At 40.1% G+C, this 18,248-nt stretch carries 17 protein-coding genes; 11 read left to right on the top strand and 6 right to left on the bottom strand.

From position 1 onward, the window contains the following. The first annotated feature begins 3 nt into the window (after window positions 1-3). Together HG263_RS14350 and parC are read left to right on the top strand one after the other, a co-directional pair. Window positions 4-1,107, top strand: coding sequence for a PQQ-dependent sugar dehydrogenase (locus HG263_RS14350; protein WP_171626779.1), 1,104 nt, complete (start codon window positions 4-6; stop codon window positions 1,105-1,107). A gap of 8 nt (window positions 1,108-1,115) precedes the next feature. After that, window positions 1,116-3,419, top strand: coding sequence for a DNA topoisomerase IV subunit A (gene parC / locus HG263_RS14345; protein ID WP_171626778.1), 2,304 nt, complete (start codon window positions 1,116-1,118; stop codon window positions 3,417-3,419). A 160-nt stretch (window positions 3,420-3,579) separates the two neighbouring features. Here parC and HG263_RS14340 read toward each other — a convergent pair whose 3' ends face one another. The 4 genes from HG263_RS14340 to HG263_RS14325 all read right to left on the bottom strand — a co-directional run bounded on the left by HG263_RS14340 (window position 3,580) and on the right by HG263_RS14325 (window position 5,551). Continuing rightward, window positions 3,580-3,849: a helix-turn-helix transcriptional regulator gene (locus HG263_RS14340; protein WP_171626777.1), complete on the bottom strand. Its 270-nt coding sequence runs from the start codon at window positions 3,847-3,849 to the stop codon at window positions 3,580-3,582. A gap of 545 nt (window positions 3,850-4,394) precedes the next feature. Further along, window positions 4,395-4,994 (bottom strand): hypothetical protein, encoded by a 600-nt coding sequence (locus tag HG263_RS14335; RefSeq protein WP_171626776.1) that lies wholly within the window; start codon window positions 4,992-4,994, stop codon window positions 4,395-4,397. 3 nt (window positions 4,995-4,997) lie between these two features. Continuing rightward, window positions 4,998-5,297, bottom strand: coding sequence for a hypothetical protein (locus tag HG263_RS14330; RefSeq protein WP_171626775.1), 300 nt, complete (start codon window positions 5,295-5,297; stop codon window positions 4,998-5,000). Further along, window positions 5,294-5,551 (bottom strand): helix-turn-helix domain-containing protein, encoded by a 258-nt coding sequence (locus HG263_RS14325; protein ID WP_171626774.1) that lies wholly within the window; start codon window positions 5,549-5,551, stop codon window positions 5,294-5,296. Before HG263_RS14325 ends, HG263_RS14330 begins: the two co-directional genes overlap by 4 nt. A gap of 362 nt (window positions 5,552-5,913) precedes the next feature. On the opposite strand from HG263_RS14325, the gene HG263_RS14320 reads away from it, so the two are divergent. The 8 genes from HG263_RS14320 to HG263_RS14285 all read left to right on the top strand — a co-directional run bounded on the left by HG263_RS14320 (window position 5,914) and on the right by HG263_RS14285 (window position 15,432). Beyond that, entirely contained in the window at window positions 5,914-7,272 is a 1,359-nt protein-coding gene (locus HG263_RS14320) for a hypothetical protein (protein WP_171626773.1), read from the top strand. Between the two features lie 1,126 nt (window positions 7,273-8,398). Then, complete coding sequence (locus HG263_RS14315) at window positions 8,399-8,632, top strand: helix-turn-helix domain-containing protein (protein WP_171626772.1); 234 nt, start codon at window positions 8,399-8,401, stop codon at window positions 8,630-8,632. Beyond that, complete coding sequence (locus tag HG263_RS14310; RefSeq protein ID WP_171626771.1) at window positions 8,625-9,164, top strand: hypothetical protein; 540 nt, start codon at window positions 8,625-8,627, stop codon at window positions 9,162-9,164. Before HG263_RS14315 ends, HG263_RS14310 begins: the two co-directional genes overlap by 8 nt. Beyond that, complete coding sequence (locus HG263_RS14305) at window positions 9,161-10,324, top strand: DNA cytosine methyltransferase (RefSeq protein ID WP_171626770.1); 1,164 nt, start codon at window positions 9,161-9,163, stop codon at window positions 10,322-10,324. Before HG263_RS14310 ends, HG263_RS14305 begins: the two co-directional genes overlap by 4 nt. 24 nt (window positions 10,325-10,348) lie before the next feature. Continuing rightward, window positions 10,349-11,557: an AAA family ATPase gene (locus HG263_RS14300; RefSeq protein ID WP_171626769.1), complete on the top strand. Its 1,209-nt coding sequence runs from the start codon at window positions 10,349-10,351 to the stop codon at window positions 11,555-11,557. After that, window positions 11,554-12,522 carry a hypothetical protein gene (locus HG263_RS14295; protein WP_171626768.1) on the top strand — a complete coding sequence of 323 codons (969 nt, stop codon included), beginning with the start codon at window positions 11,554-11,556 and terminating at the stop codon, window positions 12,520-12,522. Before HG263_RS14300 ends, HG263_RS14295 begins: the two co-directional genes overlap by 4 nt. Continuing rightward, the gene (locus tag HG263_RS14290; RefSeq protein ID WP_171626767.1) at window positions 12,519-14,096 is read left to right on the top strand and encodes a GmrSD restriction endonuclease domain-containing protein; all 1,578 of its coding nucleotides are present in this window, start codon (window positions 12,519-12,521) and stop codon (window positions 14,094-14,096) included. Before HG263_RS14295 ends, HG263_RS14290 begins: the two co-directional genes overlap by 4 nt. A gap of 227 nt (window positions 14,097-14,323) precedes the next feature. Beyond that, a protein-coding gene (locus HG263_RS14285) for an IS3 family transposase (protein WP_171626766.1) occupies window positions 14,324-15,432 on the top strand; the annotation gives its coding sequence in 2 pieces (ribosomal slippage) (window positions 14,324-14,567 and window positions 14,567-15,432; 1,110 coding nt in all). Here HG263_RS14285 and HG263_RS14280 read toward each other — a convergent pair. Both HG263_RS14280 and HG263_RS14275 read right to left on the bottom strand, forming a co-directional pair. After that, window positions 15,415-16,311 (bottom strand): tyrosine-type recombinase/integrase, encoded by an 897-nt coding sequence (locus HG263_RS14280; protein WP_171626765.1) that lies wholly within the window; start codon window positions 16,309-16,311, stop codon window positions 15,415-15,417. The genes HG263_RS14285 and HG263_RS14280 overlap by 18 nt on opposite strands. 173 nt (window positions 16,312-16,484) lie before the next feature. Further along, window positions 16,485-17,345 (bottom strand): YicC/YloC family endoribonuclease, encoded by an 861-nt coding sequence (locus HG263_RS14275; protein WP_171626764.1) that lies wholly within the window; start codon window positions 17,343-17,345, stop codon window positions 16,485-16,487. A 184-nt stretch (window positions 17,346-17,529) separates the two neighbouring features. Between HG263_RS14275 and rph the strand changes: the two genes are divergently transcribed. Beyond that, window positions 17,530-18,243 carry a ribonuclease PH gene (gene rph / locus HG263_RS14270; protein WP_171626763.1) on the top strand — a complete coding sequence of 238 codons (714 nt, stop codon included), beginning with the start codon at window positions 17,530-17,532 and terminating at the stop codon, window positions 18,241-18,243. Window positions 18,244-18,248 lie beyond the last annotated feature (5 nt).

Raw genomic sequence — 18,248 nt, 5'->3', positions numbered from 1 at the left:
TCTATGCTTCGCTACGCACTTTTTACCGCTAGTTTAATTTGCTCAACGTTCAGTGCTGCTGCTGATGAATTACTTGAGCGATTAACCTTACCTAAAGGGTATGAGATCAGCTATTTTGCAAAAAACGTAGACAATGCAAGGCAGTTGGCAGTATCTAAATCAGGGGTGGTGTATGCAGGTTCACGTAAGGCCGGCAATCTCTATGCGTTAATTGATAACAATCAAGATGGCGTTGCAGATAGAAAAATCGTACTAGCGCAAGGGTTAAATATGCCCTCTGGCATTGCTTTGTATAATGGCGATTTATATGTAGCCGAAGTACACCGCATTATCCGTTTTAAAAATGTTGACAAACAACTCTCAAAACCCAGTTTTGAAGTGGTGTTTGATGAGCTGCCTACTGAGCGTCATCATGGCTGGAAGTTTATTCGCTTTACCGACGAAGGCGAATTATTAGTACCTGTTGGTGTGCCTTGTAATGTATGCGCTGAAAATGAGCGCTTTGGTCGTATTTTTTCGCTTAATTTACAAACTAAAAAGCTCACCACCATAGCTCAGGGAGTGCGCAACTCGGTTGGCTTTGATATTAACCCACAAAGTGGCGCTTTGTGGTTTTCTGATAATGGTCGCGACATGATGGGGGATGACATTCCACCCGATGAAATAAACCGAGTGAGTGTTGATGGCGAACATTTTGGTTTTCCTTACGTGCATGGCGGCAGCGTGTTAGACCCAGAGTACGCCAAAGATATGAGCCTTGCAGACATGCAAAAATATGTGGCGCCAAAATTGGCGTTACAGGCCCATGTAGCGCCTTTGGGTATCCATTTTTATCGTGGCAAACAGTTTGCCAAACATATGCATAATAAACTGCTAGTGGCAGAGCATGGCTCTTGGAATCGCAGTAGTAAAGTGGGCTACAAAGTGATGATGGTCACCATCAAAGAAGGCGAAATCACCGCCTATGAGCCTTTCATTAGTGGCTTTTTAGATAAAGAACAAACCTTGGGTCGACCGGTTGCATTTGCCGAGCTTGCTGATGGCAGCTTGTTAGTGTCGGACGATTTTGCGAATGCGATTTATCGCGTTCGTTATAACAATAAATAGGGTGTTACATGACTGATCCTCAAACCTTGTCTTTACAGGGGATTGAACAACAAACGATGGGGCGTTTTACCGAAGACGCCTACTTAAATTATTCCATGTATGTGATCATGGACCGGGCATTGCCACACATTGGTGATGGCTTAAAGCCGGTACAGCGTCGTATCGTGTATGCCATGAGCGAATTGGGCTTATCGGCCGCCGCTAAATATAAAAAATCAGCCCGTACTGTGGGTGACGTACTCGGTAAATATCACCCTCACGGCGACAGCGCTTGTTACGAAGCCATGGTATTAATGGCGCAACCTTTCTCTTACCGTTATCCATTGGTCGATGGCCAAGGTAACTGGGGGGCAGCTGACGATCCTAAGTCATTTGCTGCAATGCGTTACACCGAAGCGCGTTTGTCTAAGTTCTCTGAAGTGTTACTTAAAGAGCTAGGCCAAGGTACTGTAGATTGGACACCAAACTTTGATGGCACCATGGATGAACCCAAGGTATTACCATCACGTTTACCGCATATTTTACTCAACGGGGTAACGGGCATAGCGGTTGGTATGGCGACCGATATACCCCCACACAACGTAAAAGAGTTGGCAACGGCGTGTTGCATGTTGCTTGACCAACCAAAAACCTCGTTAGAAGAACTGCTAGAAGTAGTACAGGCACCTGACTATCCAACAGATGCTGAGATAATCACGGCTAAATCTGAAATCCAAAAGATTTACACCACAGGCCGTGGCTCTATCAAAATGCGTGCAGTGTATACTGAAGAGCAGGGTGATATTGTGATCACAGCCCTACCGCACCAGTGTTCAGGGGCCAAAGTGCTGGAGCAAATTGCTGCGCAAATGACCGCGAAAAAGCTGCCTATGGTAGCAGACTTACGCGATGAGTCGGATCACGAAAATCCAACGCGTATTGTGATTGTACCGCGTTCAAACCGGGTGAAGCTTGAGCCATTAATGGCGCACTTATTTGCCACCACCGATCTCGAAAAAAGTTATCGCGTTAACCTGAATATGATTGGTTTGGATGGTCGTCCAAAGGTGAAAGACTTACTTCAGATTTTATCTGAGTGGTTAATATTCCGCCGCGAAACGGTACGCCGTCGTTTGCAATATCGTTTAGATAAAGTATTGGCGCGTTTGCATATTTTAGAAGGTTTAATGGTTGCCTTTTTAAATATCGACGAAGTAATAGAAATTATCCGTACTGAAGATAAGCCAAAAGACGAACTGATGGCGCGCTTTAATCTATCGGATAAGCAAGCTGAAGCGATTCTTGATTTAAAACTACGTCACTTAGCCAAATTAGAAGAAGTTAAAATTCGTGGTGAGCAAGATGAACTCAGTATCGAGCGTGATAAATTAGAACTCACATTAGGCTCAGAGCGTCGTATGTCGACGCTGATGAAAAAAGAAATTCAAGAAGCCGCAGAGTTATATGGTGATGAGCGCCGTTCACCGGTGATTGAGCGTTCTGAAGCCAAAGCGCTAAGTGAAAAAGATTTGATCCCATCAGAGTCAGTAACGGTTGTACTATCTGACAAAGGATGGGCACGTGTCGCCAAAGGTCATGACATTGATGCCGAGGGCTTAAGCTATCGCTCTGGTGACAGCTACAAGGCGTCAGCCAAAGGGCGCAGTAATCAACCTGCGGTATTTTTAGATACCTCGGGTCGGGCCTTTGCTACTGAAGCGCATAGCTTACCATCTGCCCGCAGCCAAGGTGAGCCAATGACAGGGCGCTTTAATCTAGGGCCTGGGTGTATTTTTGAGCACGTGGTAATGGGGGATGAGAAAACCCTGTATCTGATGGCAACCGATGGTGGTTATGGTTTTATTACTGAATTTAACGATTTAGTGAGTAAGAACAAAAACGGTAAGGCGCTTGTGAGTGTGCCAAAAGGTGCGCAACTTATGGCGCCTATTACGGTCAATGATGTCGCGACCGATATGTGTATGGCAATCTCTAACGAAGGTCGTATGCTGCTGTTCCCACTACGCGATTTACCTAAACTTGGTAAAGGAAAAGGAAACAAAATTATTTCGATTCCAAGCGCTAAAGTTCAAGCCCGCGAAGAGTTTGTAAAAGTACTGGCATGTGTGCCCGAGGGAAGCGCCGTTACCCTGCACGCAGGTAAGCGCAAACTTACTCTTAAGCCAAGTGATTTAGAACATTACTATGGCGAGCGAGGTCGACGAGGCAATAAACTACCACGTGGCCTGCAACGTGTAGATGAATACGAGATTGAGAGTAAAGCTGTCGCACCTGAAGATGCAGAGGCAGCGCCTGAGCAAAATGAACAGTAGCGCTTAAAGCGGCTTTTAATCATAAAAACGGCGCAGTAAGCGCCGTTTTGTTTTGCGGAACATCTTGGAATAAAACTTAAGAGAATCGTAAAATTAAACTCACAGTAACGGATATAACAAAGCTAATCATATCAACTTGTAGACCCCGAATTTAGGTTAATTAGCGAGCCGAACTGAGTTGATTCGACATCGTGAGGCGTGGTGCCGTGAAATCTTTACCAAACACCAATGCCACCTCGTAAGCTTGCAGTATACTCATCACCGTTTTACCGCTTTCAAAATTGCTTATGGTGGCCTGATCGACACCAAGAATTGCACCGAACTGCTTTTGTGTTAACCCGCGCTCTTTGCGTAAGGTACGTATGCCTACTTGCAGCTCACCCTTAAACTTATCTACTTGTGCTTTTCTAACTGCTAAATTGTTTTTCATATTGTTCTCCTAGAGTAGAACCGCATTAATGGCTAGGACTACAAACCCAAGTGATACGCCCTTGCTCAACGGGTTGTACGTTAGCTTGATCACTTACACCATCAAAACACCGTGGTCCCTGTTTTAGTGTTCATACCGTCCACCTGACTTTTGTCAGGAGCTTCTACACAAATCTTTACCGTCATCCTGACGAAGGTCAGGATCTTCCAAACAAATGCAATAGGGTCCTTGTATGGTTTACCCACATCTCTTTACTTGGTGTTAACATCATCTGGTATTCAGTGTGAAAAAATCTCCCCATCCGAAAAATAAATTTATAAAAATATCGTTTGGGTTTGTGCATAAAGAAAATAGCCGATGACACCGGTTTGTTAGGCGCAGTTAGTAGAAGGTCTAGCTGAAGGTGTAACGCAATTAGCGTTAATAAAGAATAGGGTAGCTATAATAACCACCCAGCTTATTCTTACAGGCAAAAAAGTGAGGCTCAACAAGTCGGCCGCTGTTTAGAGTCTTGGGCCTAGCTAACGCTTTTGCAGAGTAACCTATTATAAAGAGTTAACCTCAGTTTTATTATTTTCTCTAGGTGAGCAAATCATCATGGTTAACAGCGCGCCGCAGCACAATGCCCATGCAATGTAGATTAGTCCTTCAAAGTTATCGTAGATTAGGGTCCAAGATTTCATTTCGAAATAAGACCAAGCGATGTTTTCTAGCATGCCCAGTAAATATACAAGTGAAGTATAGATATACAACCAGTGGAAAATGCCATCAAAGTGAGTCAATTCTATGTTGGATGAATTTGATATTAAACGGGATAACTGAATTCTAAAGACTAATATGAATACGGTGGTAAGACTAAGTAGAAATTGCACGCCATAGATTATTGTACCTTGTAATAGCTTGTTTTCTTCAGGTGTTAGGTAGTTGATTAATCCTGTTTCAAAAAGAACTGGAGACAAAGCGGTTAAAATGAAAATAAAGCCTGCAATATGAGTCATATTAACATTTTTTGTATATGCTCCATAAGCTATGCATATCCCTAACAGAGATAAATAGAGTGGAGTAACAAAGCGAACATCCCAAAGTTGAATGTAAAAAAAAGCAACGGATGCAATACTGAGCAAAATTAGGTTGGAAAGTTTCATTATTTATCCTTGTGAAACATCTGTAGGCACTATGGGGAAGAAGTTGCTACCAGCATGTGCGACTCTTGGGGGCTTATAAGCTCCGGTACCACCAGATACTAAGATACAGCATTCGGTGGAAATTTTAGTCGGCTGAGAAAAAATTATGGCTTCTGTGGTGGCTGGTATCGCTCTTGGGGGCTTTGCTGCGCTATTACCTGCACATACACAGTCACTTTTAGAGAGCTCATCAATGTTTTGAGTTTCAGGCTTTATAAATAAATTCATGCGCTTAAAAATACTAAGAGGGCTTAACTGTGTCATTGTTCGTCATCCTGTAAGTTTGGTTTTTGTTTGCCGTTAACCTGATCGCGGATCTGTTTTATTTCATTTAATAACGATCCTGAATCTATCTTACAATATACAAGCCACATGAAAAGTTGTTTGGAACGAATATCACTTACGCCTAGCTCATAATTAATGATGGTTTTTCTATCGCATTTGAGTTTTTTAGCCATGGCTTCTTGGGAAATACCGGCATTAACCCTCATTGCTCTTAAATCATCACCATTTATCACGTCCTTGTCCTTTTAGTTTAATGAGGAGAGTGCGCCACACCTAAAAATATAATGTTAACAATTGAACGGCTGTATCAATACAAAAATAAAATGTCAGCGTTGTCAGTAGCTGAAAGTTAAATATTTCAGCCCTACGAAGTAACAAGATACAAGATATTTTAAAAGAAACAAAAGATCAACTTTTCATTTACAATTGAGGCTGGTTTGTCGTCGCAATTTCAAAAAGATAGAGGTGTAAGCTTGGTCAATTACATAACTTGGAATTGAATTGGAAACATAGTATAACTTCCAACTAAACAATGAATTAGTTTGCTTTTTGGTGAGTTAAGGACTGATATTAGTTTTACAAAGGAGTGAGGCGTATGGATATAACACAGGCAAATGGATACTCAAATACAGGTGCAGTCTTAAAAAACTCTCCGCGGCCTCTATCTGTTTCAAGCCAATTTAAGGCAAGTGATACAAACGCATCGGTATCGTCTTTAGCGCTAAAGCTGAGCAAGGCACAAAGCGCTATTGAGCAGGTAGATCAAACAGCGCTTTCTTGGCCACAAAGTAAAGCTGCCACACATACACAGCTCAGTCGCAAAGAGGTTGACTTAGCTAAGTGGGAATTTGAGCATTTATCTAAAGCCCAGTTAGAAACGATAGCCTTAGACCCAAGTAATACCTTCTCTGATCTAGAAAAAGTAGCAGCCTTTGAAAGGTGGCATGTACGCGATCAGGCTGAGCTTTCAGTGTTAAAAAAAGAAAGTCTGACAAGTGGCGGTAGTGCCAACAATATAATGCACTCATTTGAGGCGGCATTGACGTCTCATATCGAGTCTTTTTCAGCCCTCAGTAAAGCAATGGTTTCGCAAGAATATGGGCCACAAACAACATTACAATTTGAGTCTGCTTTAAAAGAGCAGGGATTAGCACATAGCGCAACCCCAAAGCACGCTACTCACTATTATGCGGTTATGGTCGACGACATTTTTGGTGATAACGAACCTGAAGTGCAAAGTGGTGTAAATGGCATGTCTCATTCTAATGTCTTGAAAAGCCCCTATGAGTTTTTAACGCGCGAAGATAGGACGCTATTGTCAGAAATGTACCAATATGCCGAGCAAAACAATGTTGATTTTAAATATATTAAGCGCCTTGCTTCAGACTTAGGTGATTATCGAAAGCACAACGATGGCAAGTTGCTTGGTAACGCTAACGAAGGAACGTTTGACTCAGCAGGGCACAAGGTGACTTTTAGCTTTACAGATAAAGATCAGGCGACCATAGACGAATTACTCGCGGGTGAAGGGCTGTTTGCGACTAAGATTGATAAAGGGTTTATTTCGTTTATCACAGAGCCTGGACAAGGGGCGCTTTCACATGTGGGCAGTTACCAGTTTTTACAGCATATGGCAGAAGTAACTGCAGGACTAGAGCCCAGCACTTCAGCCGATGAGTTTAGTATATTTAAAGGCTTTGCTAGTGCTGATGAGCGATATGTAAGAACCTTGTCTGAAGAGGTGTACCCGATGCCTGAGCCCGATGTTGTGTGTAAAAATGGTCATTGTGAGGTGACTGAGAAAGGCCGCGAGAATGACGTAACTTTAGCATCAGAAAGTGGCAACTATGTAAGCCCAGATCTAGCATCTGAATTATCAGAACCCTTATATCAAAAGCGGCTAAATACCCAAACGCAAGAAGATATCTGGTACAAGTGGCTTGAACAAAGGTGATCTTTAGAGTCATTTTTTTGTTAGCGGTACACAATATGTTTTATACGCAATACGGTTTATATGGCGCTGTGATAACTCTATTACATGTACAGAGCTTATATCGTAAGGTAATAAGTACTGAAACTGCATGAAATAAGATAAAAAGCCTCGCTATAAAGCGAGGTTTTTTATGTGTTTATGTTGGCGCTAAAGAGCTTTACTCAATATTCTGAATTTGTTTATCGCTTTAAATTTCACAATTCTATATATATCAGGGGCTACAAGGTTTTTTGGTCCGTTTTAAAACCCTCTTACTCACCAGTGTACTCACCATAAAGAAATCGAAAAAATTTATGAAAAAAAATAAAAAAATGCTCAATTTCTAATTGGGAAAGTTGGGATATGGGAAACATAACTAACTATCTGCGTCAGTACAAACACACAATGGTGAGTGTAGAGAGACATTAACAGACAACAAGCAATCATCACGTGTGAGCCAGAATTGTAACTTACTGCCAGCTTTAACCAAGTAACATTTATCGCTGGCTCTAACGTGTTTAAGAGTGGTACGTTCAATCGGCTTTGCCGACCTTGCTATATCAGCAAATTCTACTTTTTTAGCCCTGTTTATAAAGTCCATAGATTTCATATAAGTCCCTTTCGCTATGAGGTTGGTAAGTTTTAGGCGCTTGCCGCCTAAAGGCTCGCCATACCTCATGGCCAACACAGACTATGCAGAGAAAATCCAGTCAGGCTAGAAATCGCCCGAAGGGTTGCGAAGCAAGGGGGCCCCGCTTGCGGGGTTCCGATTTATGGCTTTACTGGCTTTGAAAGGAGTGATTTAGGGCTTAATTATTAAGCTTATCTTCTTTATAAGAAGAACAGATAAGGTGTTTCTCAAATCATTACGATAATAACGAACAATGGACTTTAACTGTGTAGTTAAAAATCAAACTCGAGACCTTTAGATGCTGGTTTGAAGATCTTCTAGGAAAGTACATCTAAATATTTGTTTTAGATGTTTTCATGATAAAGCTAATTGCTATTAGCTAACTAAAACTTTAAAATCAAACGAAATGTGACTTATAGTCCGTAGACTCATAGTCTACACCCTTGCAGTCTATCCCTTTTATTAGAAGGGGGTTATATGACGCAAGACGAAGTATTGGCTGTTTTTGGTTCTAATGTTCAAAAAGAACGCCAGAGCAAAGAGTTTAGCCAAGAAACTTTAGCTGAAATGGCTGAACTTGATAGAACTTACATTAGTTCCATGGAGCGCGGGAAGCGCAATGTAAGCCTTGTCAATATAGTTAAAATTTCTAATGCCTTATCTATTTCCCCTTCAAAACTATTTGAAGGAATAAGGGAAATAGATGGATAACATTTCAAATGCATTTAATTTTTACAAAAAGCATATATACGACCCTGAAAAAATTGGTCTTCTGAAAGAACATAATTTAAAAGTGGCTGGTCATGTCCATTCAGTAATCTGGGAGTTATTTTGTGCACTCATTACTGGCGAAAAGGCTGAGGGAATTACTGGAGCAGACCTTAAAGGTTGGGAAGTTAAATCTGCAAAGGTTGGCGGTAATTTTGAGTATCAATATCACCGTCATGCGCATTTACAAAAACTAGAAGAAGATAAAGTAGTAAACCATATTTTTTGTTCTTATTCCGAAGAGTATGACAGCGTTACTGTAAGAGCAATGAAAGGTTCAATGCTTTGTGAAAAGTACTTTAATGTTTGGGAACCTCTATGTATTGAAAAATACAAGAACCCAGACAATTTGAGATTCAGAAAAAATGTACTGTTCTCATTTGTACAAACCAATGGCTTAGTTGTGTTAGAAATTCAGGGTGGGAATTTAGTATACAAGAATGATGATTTTAAGGTTGAATTAGATAGTTTATGAAGAATTTTGTCGAGTTTTTTGCTGGTGTAGGTCTAGTACGTGAAGGGTTAGAGCAAGATGAATGGCAATGCTTGTTTGCTAATGATTTATCGCCAGATAAAAGAGAAACTTATATAGAAAATTTTGGTGATAGAGATTTTCACTTAGATGATGTTTGGAATATTGCTGACAATGTAGAGCTAGTTCCAGATGATACTTTCCTCTACACAGCTTCATTTCCTTGTACTGATTTATCCGTAGCTGGAAACAGAGCTGGCTTAGCCGGTATTCATTCGGGAACGTTAAACGCCATATTTGAGATAATTAGCCAAAAAGAAGCTATAAACAAAAAGCCCAAAATGGTGTTACTCGAAAATGTAAAAGGGTTTTTAACTTCACATAAAGGTGAGGATATTATAAACACTGTTAGGCTATTTTCCGAATTAGGCTACTATGTTGATATTGTTGAATTAGATGCTTCGTATTTTACCCCTCAGAGTCGACAGAGATTATTTATAATTGCTGTAGAGGAAGAGCTAGCGCAACAAGTGATGCTAATAAAAGACAATAATGCTGTTCTAGATAACTGGTGGAGTTCATTTGAAAGATATCCACAACTGAGGTCAGAGAAACTGAAAAATGTAATTCTTAAATCCGATAATTTGAATTGGGGCATATTTGATTTTAACTTTAATAGAGAAATAAATAACAAATTAGAAGAGTTAATTGAGAGCGATATTCCTCGAGCTTCTGAGTTGTGGTGGAATGAGGAAAGGAAGGAAAAATTATACCAGCAAATGAGCGAAGCTCATAAAGAAAAACTGCATAGCAATATAGATAATGACGAGTTAAGCTACGGAACTGTTTATAGACGGATGAGAAAAGGTAAGTCTACTGCAGAATATAGAACTGATGGTATAGCCGGTTGTTTAAGAACACCTAAAGGTGGTTCTAGCAAACAAATACTAATCCAGGCCGGGAAAGGTTCATGGAGTGTAAGACTTTTAACTCCTAGAGAATATGCACGCCTTCAAGGCGTTCGTGATTCATTTAAATTACCCAGCAATATAAATAAAGGTTTATTCGCAATGGGGGACGCAGTATGTGTCCCTGTAATCAGGTTTTTGTCTGAGAATATATTGACGCCAATATTTAATCATTGGCAAGAAAAAAATCAATAAAAAGTAATTATTACGAGAGTTGTTATGGATACAATATCAATAAAAGGGTTTAAAGGATTTAGCGAACGAGTCGACATTGATTTAAAAAAATTGACAATTTTTTTCGGGTATAACAACAGTGGGAAAAGCGCTCTGTTAAGAGCAATCCCCTTGTTATCTGACAGCTTTAAAGATCACACGTCTAATTTATACACTCATAGCTATTTAGACTATACCAGCTCATCATTGCGTGGAGCTATACATGCAGACATCCTGAATGAAAACTCTAAAGATATAGATTTTGAAGTCACTTGGCAAAGCAATGGTATTTCCTTTTCCCTAAGGCAAAATGCTCATGAGCATGAGTTTATAAATAAATTAGGAATTAAAAAAGAAGGTATAACTAAAAATTATCTCCCATCTGCACAAAACTTTTCTGAGTTTGAATGTGATGGAGAAAATAGCATTAGTCTAGAGTCATTTTTTTCTATATCTGATACTTGCATTAGAGAAAAAATAAGAAGGTCTTCAGCTTCAGTCTCATGGATATCATCTATTCGAACCTCCCCACCAAGAAGTTTTGATATTGGCTTAGGTATAAAAACTGGGGTGAATTATAAAGGTGAAGGGATTGGTGAGACACTTTGGTATATAAAAGGCAACTGCCCAGATGCTTTTGAGTTGATCAATACCTGGTTACTTGAAACCACAGGGCGAAAACTCAAACTCGACTCATCTTCAATTCAAAATGTAAATACTGGTAGAGCAACAGTAAAGCTTCAAACCGTAGATAATGCCATTGAAAGTTCACCGGTTGATATAATAGATTCTGGCGAAGGGATCGCTCAAGCACTACCTGTTGTAACTTTATGTTCAATGGCAAAGTTTGGGTTGCTTGGCGAAGCCCCAATAATAACGATAGAGCAACCAGAACTGCATTTGCATCCTCAAGCGATTGTTACGCTCGCAGAATTTATGATTAACATTATAAAAGATAAGGAAAACATTAAGCTAGTTATTGAAACTCACTCCGAAAGCTTTTTATTGGCAATTCAGTCAGCAATTGTCAAAAGAGAGATTATTAATGATGACCTTTCATGTTACTGGGTTGAAAAAGAAGATAATGTGTCGAGCATTTCTAATATTACTTTTGATGACGTTGGATATATCCAAGGAAACTGGCCTCAAAGTGTATTCAGAGAAATAATAGCCCAATCAAAAGAACTCTTACAGGCTAGGGAGGAGCGGGAATGATACTGTGGCTCTTACCTGACGCTTTTGACGAAAGACAAAAACAATATTTGGATACACTCAGAACTAATGCGATTAATAACAAGGCATTTTTAAAATTCGACATAGAAAACCCAGCCGTTTCAAGGTGGACAACACAAAACAATAGTTCTGACTGGGAAGAAATTTATCGATGTTGGATTTCAGATGCTACAAAGTTTAAACAAACAAACATTGCGCAAGTCTCTGGAAGTGTTACCAATTCAAACTTAGATTCCGACATCCCTATTTTAAGTCTTGAGGATGCGGCCAGACTAATTACGATCCCTTTATTTCTGAACTTTGAAAACGCTTATAATGACGTACAATTCATAAAATGTGTTGTAGATAAGTCAACAAGGAAACAGGTTTTTGAAAAGATTCACAATGCTGAAATTGTAACCAAAGGCGGAGGTATTGGAGAAGTTAAAAATGAATTACGAAGACAAACAAACCCTTTGATTCTTCGTTTTAAAATGTTTGTTTTAACGGATAGTGACTGTAAATTTCTTGATACTCCAGCGCCTGATGCTATAGATGTGGCTGAGATATGCACTGAAAATAAAGTTGAATTTCATACTTTAAGAAGGCGTATGATTGAAAACTATTTTCCTTTAGAGTTATTGTATGAAAGTGTGCCAAAAGAAAGTTTAGACAACGACATCAATTATAAAAAAGTACAAGCATTTTATTCATTAAATACTGAGCAACGATTTTGTTTGCACTTAAAAAAAGGTTTGAATAGAGCTGATCTGCACTCAAATATTTACGATGATTTACAAGGTGAGACTAAGCAACTACTTGGAAACGGCTTCAGGGGGATCGGTGATTGGTTTAGTAGAGAAAACAAACAAAATGTCATTCACAAGCTGATGCATCGTAACATTGAATGTAGCGAGGTTATTAACCTTGCTGCCAAAATTAAAAATTATATAAGGACACCAGCGTGAGTGATAAGTTTGTAATGGACCCTCGCGTATCATTTGTTACGCAAATCCTTGATGAAATAGAAGTCGGGATTATAAAAATTCCTAGATTTCAACGCGAGCTTGTATGGAAGTGGGAACAACAAAGAGATCTACTTTGCAGTATTGTAGAGGGAATTCCTATCGGCTCGATACTAGTTTGGTCAACTAATCTAGATAATATAACTTCATACGATGTTATTGGGCCATTTAGGTTAAATTATGAAACCGATAATACTCATGTTTCACAACAAATGTATTTAATGGATGGCCTACAAAGGATGTCCACTCTGTATGCTTTAATTAAACATCCAGAACACACATCTGATGGTTCTGATTTATCAAACTATCAAGTATATGCCGATCTTGAAAGCAACTCTATTTCAAATATGTTTCTTAGAAAAGAGGAAATAATTAAAGAGGGAAATAACCCAGATTCATTTCATTACTTACCTTTGAAAGTCATTTTTGATCAGAAAAACTTGATGAGATTTCTTAGGAGTATACCGCCTGAAAAGGATTATTTAATTGATAAGGCTGATGACATATCAATTGCTTTTAAGAATTATAAAGTCCCAATGATACCAATGCGTTCAGATAAGCAAGAGTTGGTAACAAAAAGCTTCGAGCGAATTAATACAAGGGGCACAGTGATGTCTGAAGCTCACATGCTAAACGCATTGAGTTACTCACCTGAATTTGAACTTTTAACATCTATAGAAAATCTTAATAGTGAATACTTAGAAGAATTTGATAACGATAGCATTGATCAAACTTTTATATTGCAGTTACTTAAGCTTCAACTAGGTAAATCGATTTACGATAAAAATACAGACTCTTTGGCGAAAGAAGTTAATGAGAAATTGCTCCGTGATATATTTTCAGGTATCCAACTGTTGCTAAGATTTTCAATGGAGCAGTATGGAATGTCCTCTATTAAAGTCTTCCCATATAAATTACAAGCGCTAGGTGTATGCCATGCATTAGTCAAATATCCAGATATTGACCAAGCGAAGCTTAATGCATGGATTACAGTGACTGCCTATACGAGCGCTTTTGGAACCACTGCACGGAACTCTGAGTCAGCTTTAAATGATTGGTTAATGTATCTGAAAACTAATGAGTTAAAATGGACCCTTAATACGAAACCGTCTGTTTCATTATGGAAGGATAATGTTAGTTTCAGAAATACTAGATTTAAACTATGGGCACTTGCTCAAGCTCATAAGCTTGACTCTGATAAAGGGACTAACTTTGCTAAAGATTTTCACAAATTTAAAGGGAAAATATTAAAAAAACCTACTGAAATTAAAGATAAAAGCAAGAAATCGGCGTTATATTTTATTTCGAAAGAAAAAAACTTTTCGTTGGCTGATCTTAACCCTATTGACACAGAAGCAATGTTTTTAAATGACAGCATGTTAGATGAAATTAAATGTCAACAATTTGAGGAATTCAGGGAGCAAAGAGAAACTGCAATCTTTAATTATGAAGTAAGCCATATATTTACTCCTGCTGCTAATATTTTAAAATTAACAAACTATAAAATCGAAAATTAATCGAATATGACAAGTAAGCTATTTATATTGTTGTATTAAAACCTGTAGTTTGTGTTGAAAGTAGCCCAAATATTGATAGAAAAACAGAGCACACCAGTTCTTAAGAAAAGCAGCCCAATATAATGGGCTGCGCGTGTAGGAGCTACACGACTATCCTCTGTCCACTTCCCTTAACATGAGACATGTTTAATTAGAGTTTTCTGTAATATCACAATCAGGAGACAACAATGAAAAAGTCACGTTTTACAGAATCTCAGATCATCACAGTGCTCAAAGAAACTGATGCGGGTATGAAGGTTGAAGAAGTGTGTCGCAAGCATGGGAGCAGCAGTGCCACTTATTACAACTGGAAAGCCAAATATGGCGGTATGGAAGCGTCGGATGTTAAGCGCCTAAAAGAGCTTGAAGAAGAGAATGCCAAGCTTAAAAAGATGTACGCAGATGTCAGCCTAGAGAACCATGCGATTAAGGAATTATTCGCAAAAAAGGGTTGGTGACAGCGCAGAAGCGAAGTAGCGTCAGCGAATTGGTTCAATCGGGCTTAAGTATTTTGAAAGCGTGCAAATTTGTTGGTATTGGCCGCGCTACATACTACCGCTCAGAACGAGACTGGCGAAAGGCTGATGCGGCTGTCATTGATGCCATCAATGCAGAGTTAAAGAAATCACCCAGAGCAGGATTTTGGAAATGCTTTGGGCGGCTTCGCTTTAAAGGTTATCCGTTTAACCACAAGCGCGTATATCGGGTGTATTGCCAAATGGGTTTGAACTTAAAACGTAGAGTGAAGCGCGTGCTGCCAAAACGAGTTGCACAGCCATTAGAAGTTGTCGCTCAAGCCAATCATCAGTGGGCATTAGATTTTATGCATGACACTTTATATTGCGGTAAACGATTCAGAACACTCAATATTGTTGATGAAGGCACACGGGAATGTTTAGCTATTGAGGTAGATACTTCGCTGCCAGCGGAACGAGTTGTTAGAACGCTTGAACAATTGAAAGGAGAGCGCAGTTTACCTAAACAAATTCGAGTAGATAATGGACCAGAATTAATATCGGCACGTCTAACAGATTGGTGCGAAGCGCATAACATCGAATTAGTTTATATCCAGCCTGGCAAGCCGCAGCAAAACGGTTTCGTTGAACGGTTTAACGGCTCATTCAGACGAGAATTTTTAAATGCTTACTTGTTTGAAACCCTCAATCAAGTGAAAGAGATGGTGTGGTTCTGGCGATTAGATTACAACGAAGAACGTACACATGAAAGTCTCGGAGATCTGCCGCCAGCAGCTTACCGGGCAAAGTTAGAAAACTCTAGTTTACAGGTGTCTCACTGACGGGGAAGTGGACAAGCGGACTTTCAGCTCTTCTAGCCAACACACAATCTGTTGTGGAAGTGGTATGCTGATATCGCTCTCTGTTTTTGTTCTCGCTTTTGGTAAGTGCCACACTGCGTTATCTAGATCGAATTCCTTCCAGGGCGCTTGGATTAACTCTGATTTTCTAACGCCTAGTGTAATAAGCAGACAGCAAACTAAGTAATTATCGCGTGTGAATGAATCCGAATGTTTTCTGAATACCGAAAAGGCATTTTCAATTTCTTCAATGCTCAGGACCCTTTTTCTTGGCTTTTCAACTCCTCCGGCATCTTTACAGGAAAATGCTGAAGCAGGGTTATTTGATGTAATACCAAGTTGAATGGCATGCTTAAAAAGTTGATTGAGTAGGCCCAACACATCATTTGACACTGTTGGACGACCACTGTTTGTAATAGTATCCAATATATTTCGAACATGGATTGCAGTTACTTGTTCAACCTTCAAATGGCCGATATGGGAAGAAACGTTATTTTCATACTTACTTCTTGGTATATCAGGGTGTTTATTACGTTTTAATATCTTGTGTTGATACATATCCTTGAATAATAGGTCAAATGTCATTCCGACATAACTTTCAATTGAGGGAGTAGAAAGAGGGTCGATGCCATCTCGAATTAATGCCCGAATTTTCTCTGCTTCACCGCGCGCTTCAGCCAGTGTCAGTTGCCCGAATTTACCCAGTGACTTTTCCCTCCTCTTTTCGTTAAAGGTATATCTTAGGGACCAATAAGGTTCGCCACGCTTCGGAACGACGAAGGACAATCCATTGCCATCGGAGGTTTTACTATGCTGTCCATTAGCAAGTATGTTGACTTGTTTAACTGTTAAATTTGGCATTTTTTCACCTCTTGTACTCACCAGTAGTTTGAGACTAGCAGTGAAAAATACTCACCACAATACTCACCAATTGGATGAAACAGAATGAAAAAATACGGAACAATAAAAAACAAACCTCGCTATAAAACGAGGTTTTTCATGTGTTTATGAGTGTTTTTGAGCGCTAGTGAGTTTTATTCAATATTCTGAATTTGCTCACGCATTTGCTCAATTAACACCTTCAACTCTACCGCTGCGGTGGTGATCTCGGTGTTGATTGACTTAGACGCTAGAGTGTTCGACTCGCGGTTGAACTCTTGCATCATAAAGTCTAAACGACGGCCGCAGGCGCCGCCTTTTTTCAAGATTTTGTGGGTTTCTTTTACGTGCGACTTTAAGCGGTCTAGCTCTTCGGCTACGTCTTGCTTTTGCGCAAGGTAGATTAGCTCTTGCTCTAGGCGGTTTTCGTCAATCTCGGCTTTCAGTTCTTCAAGCTTGGCGGTGAGTTTTTCGCGCTGCCATTTGTTCACTTCTGGCATATGACCTTCAACAATGGCCACTTGCTCTAAAATTGCATCTAGGCGGGTGGTGATCATGGTTTCTAGGTTTTCACCTTCGCTGGCACGTGCTGCTTTAAAGTCTTCAACTAATTCGTCAAAGCCTTTTAAAAGCTCGCCATTTACGGTATCTAAATCAATTTCTTGGGCTTCCATCACACCTGGCCAGCGCAAAATATCAACTGGGTTGATGTCGCCTTGGCTGTGCTGTTGCACCCACTTAGCACTTTTAATTAATTGCTCTGCCAGTGTTTCGTTAATAGATAGCTCACCAACATGAGCAGGATTAGCGGTAAACTTTAAGTACACTTCAACCTTGCCACGCTGCAAGTGCTTGCGCAGGCGCTCTCGTACAACTGGCTCCATGGCACGGAATTGCTCAGGTGCGCGGATAAAGGTCTCAAGGTAACGCTGGTTAACCGAGCGAATTTCCCAAACCCCAGTGCCCCATTCACCTTTTACTTCTCGGCGTGCGTAGGCGGTCATACTATGGATCATGTAAAGTTCCTAATCTATTAACAAAATTGGCTGTCGCCATTATAGCTTATAAAGCGCACAGGGCGACAGCCCAAATATTTACCAAAATAATCAACGTTTACTACAACTATTTATTGGTTAACGCATGGCATCGTATCGGTTGAGCCATTATAATAGGCAAAACTTTGACTTTAGGGGAACGTGGATGCGTCCAAGCGAAAGAACAGCAAACCAAATTAGACCTGTAACATTTACTCGTAACTACACAATGCACGCCGAAGGGTCGGTATTAGTGGAGTTTGGCAACACCAAAGTACTGTGTACTGCCACTGTTGAAGCGGGTGTACCGCGCTTTATGAAAGGTCAAGGTAAAGGCTGGATCACCGCTGAGTATGGTATGTTACCGCGTTCAACTCATACTCGTAACAACCGCGAAGCTGCTAAAGGTAAGCAAGGCGGTCGTACTATGGAAATCCAACGTTTAATAGCTCGTGCATTGCGTGCAGCCGTTGACTTAAAAGCGCTTGGCGAAAATACCATTACAATCGATTGTGATGTTCTACAAGCCGACGGTGGCACACGTACTGCCTCTATCAGTGGTGCTTGTGTGGCGTTGGTCGATGCGCTTACACATATGCGTGCCAAGGGGATGATCAACACCAACCCACTTAAATTTATGATTGCGGCTATTTCTGTTGGTGTATACAACGGTGAAGCAATCACCGATCTTGAGTACCTAGAAGACTCAGAAGCCGAAACCGACATGAACGTGATCATGACCGAGACGGGTAAACTGATTGAAGTACAAGGTACCGCCGAAGGTGAACCATTCTCGTTTGAAGAGTTAGATGAGCTACTAGAGCTTGCTAAACACTCAATTCGCGAGATCATTGATTTACAAAAGAAAGCACTTGCATAAGTTTG

Source organism: Pseudoalteromonas caenipelagi (assembly GCF_013140855.1).
GTDB lineage: Bacteria > Pseudomonadota > Gammaproteobacteria > Enterobacterales > Alteromonadaceae > Pseudoalteromonas > Pseudoalteromonas caenipelagi.
The sequence above is the reverse complement of the archived record's forward strand: the minus strand, read 5'-3'. Positions and strand labels throughout refer to the sequence as shown.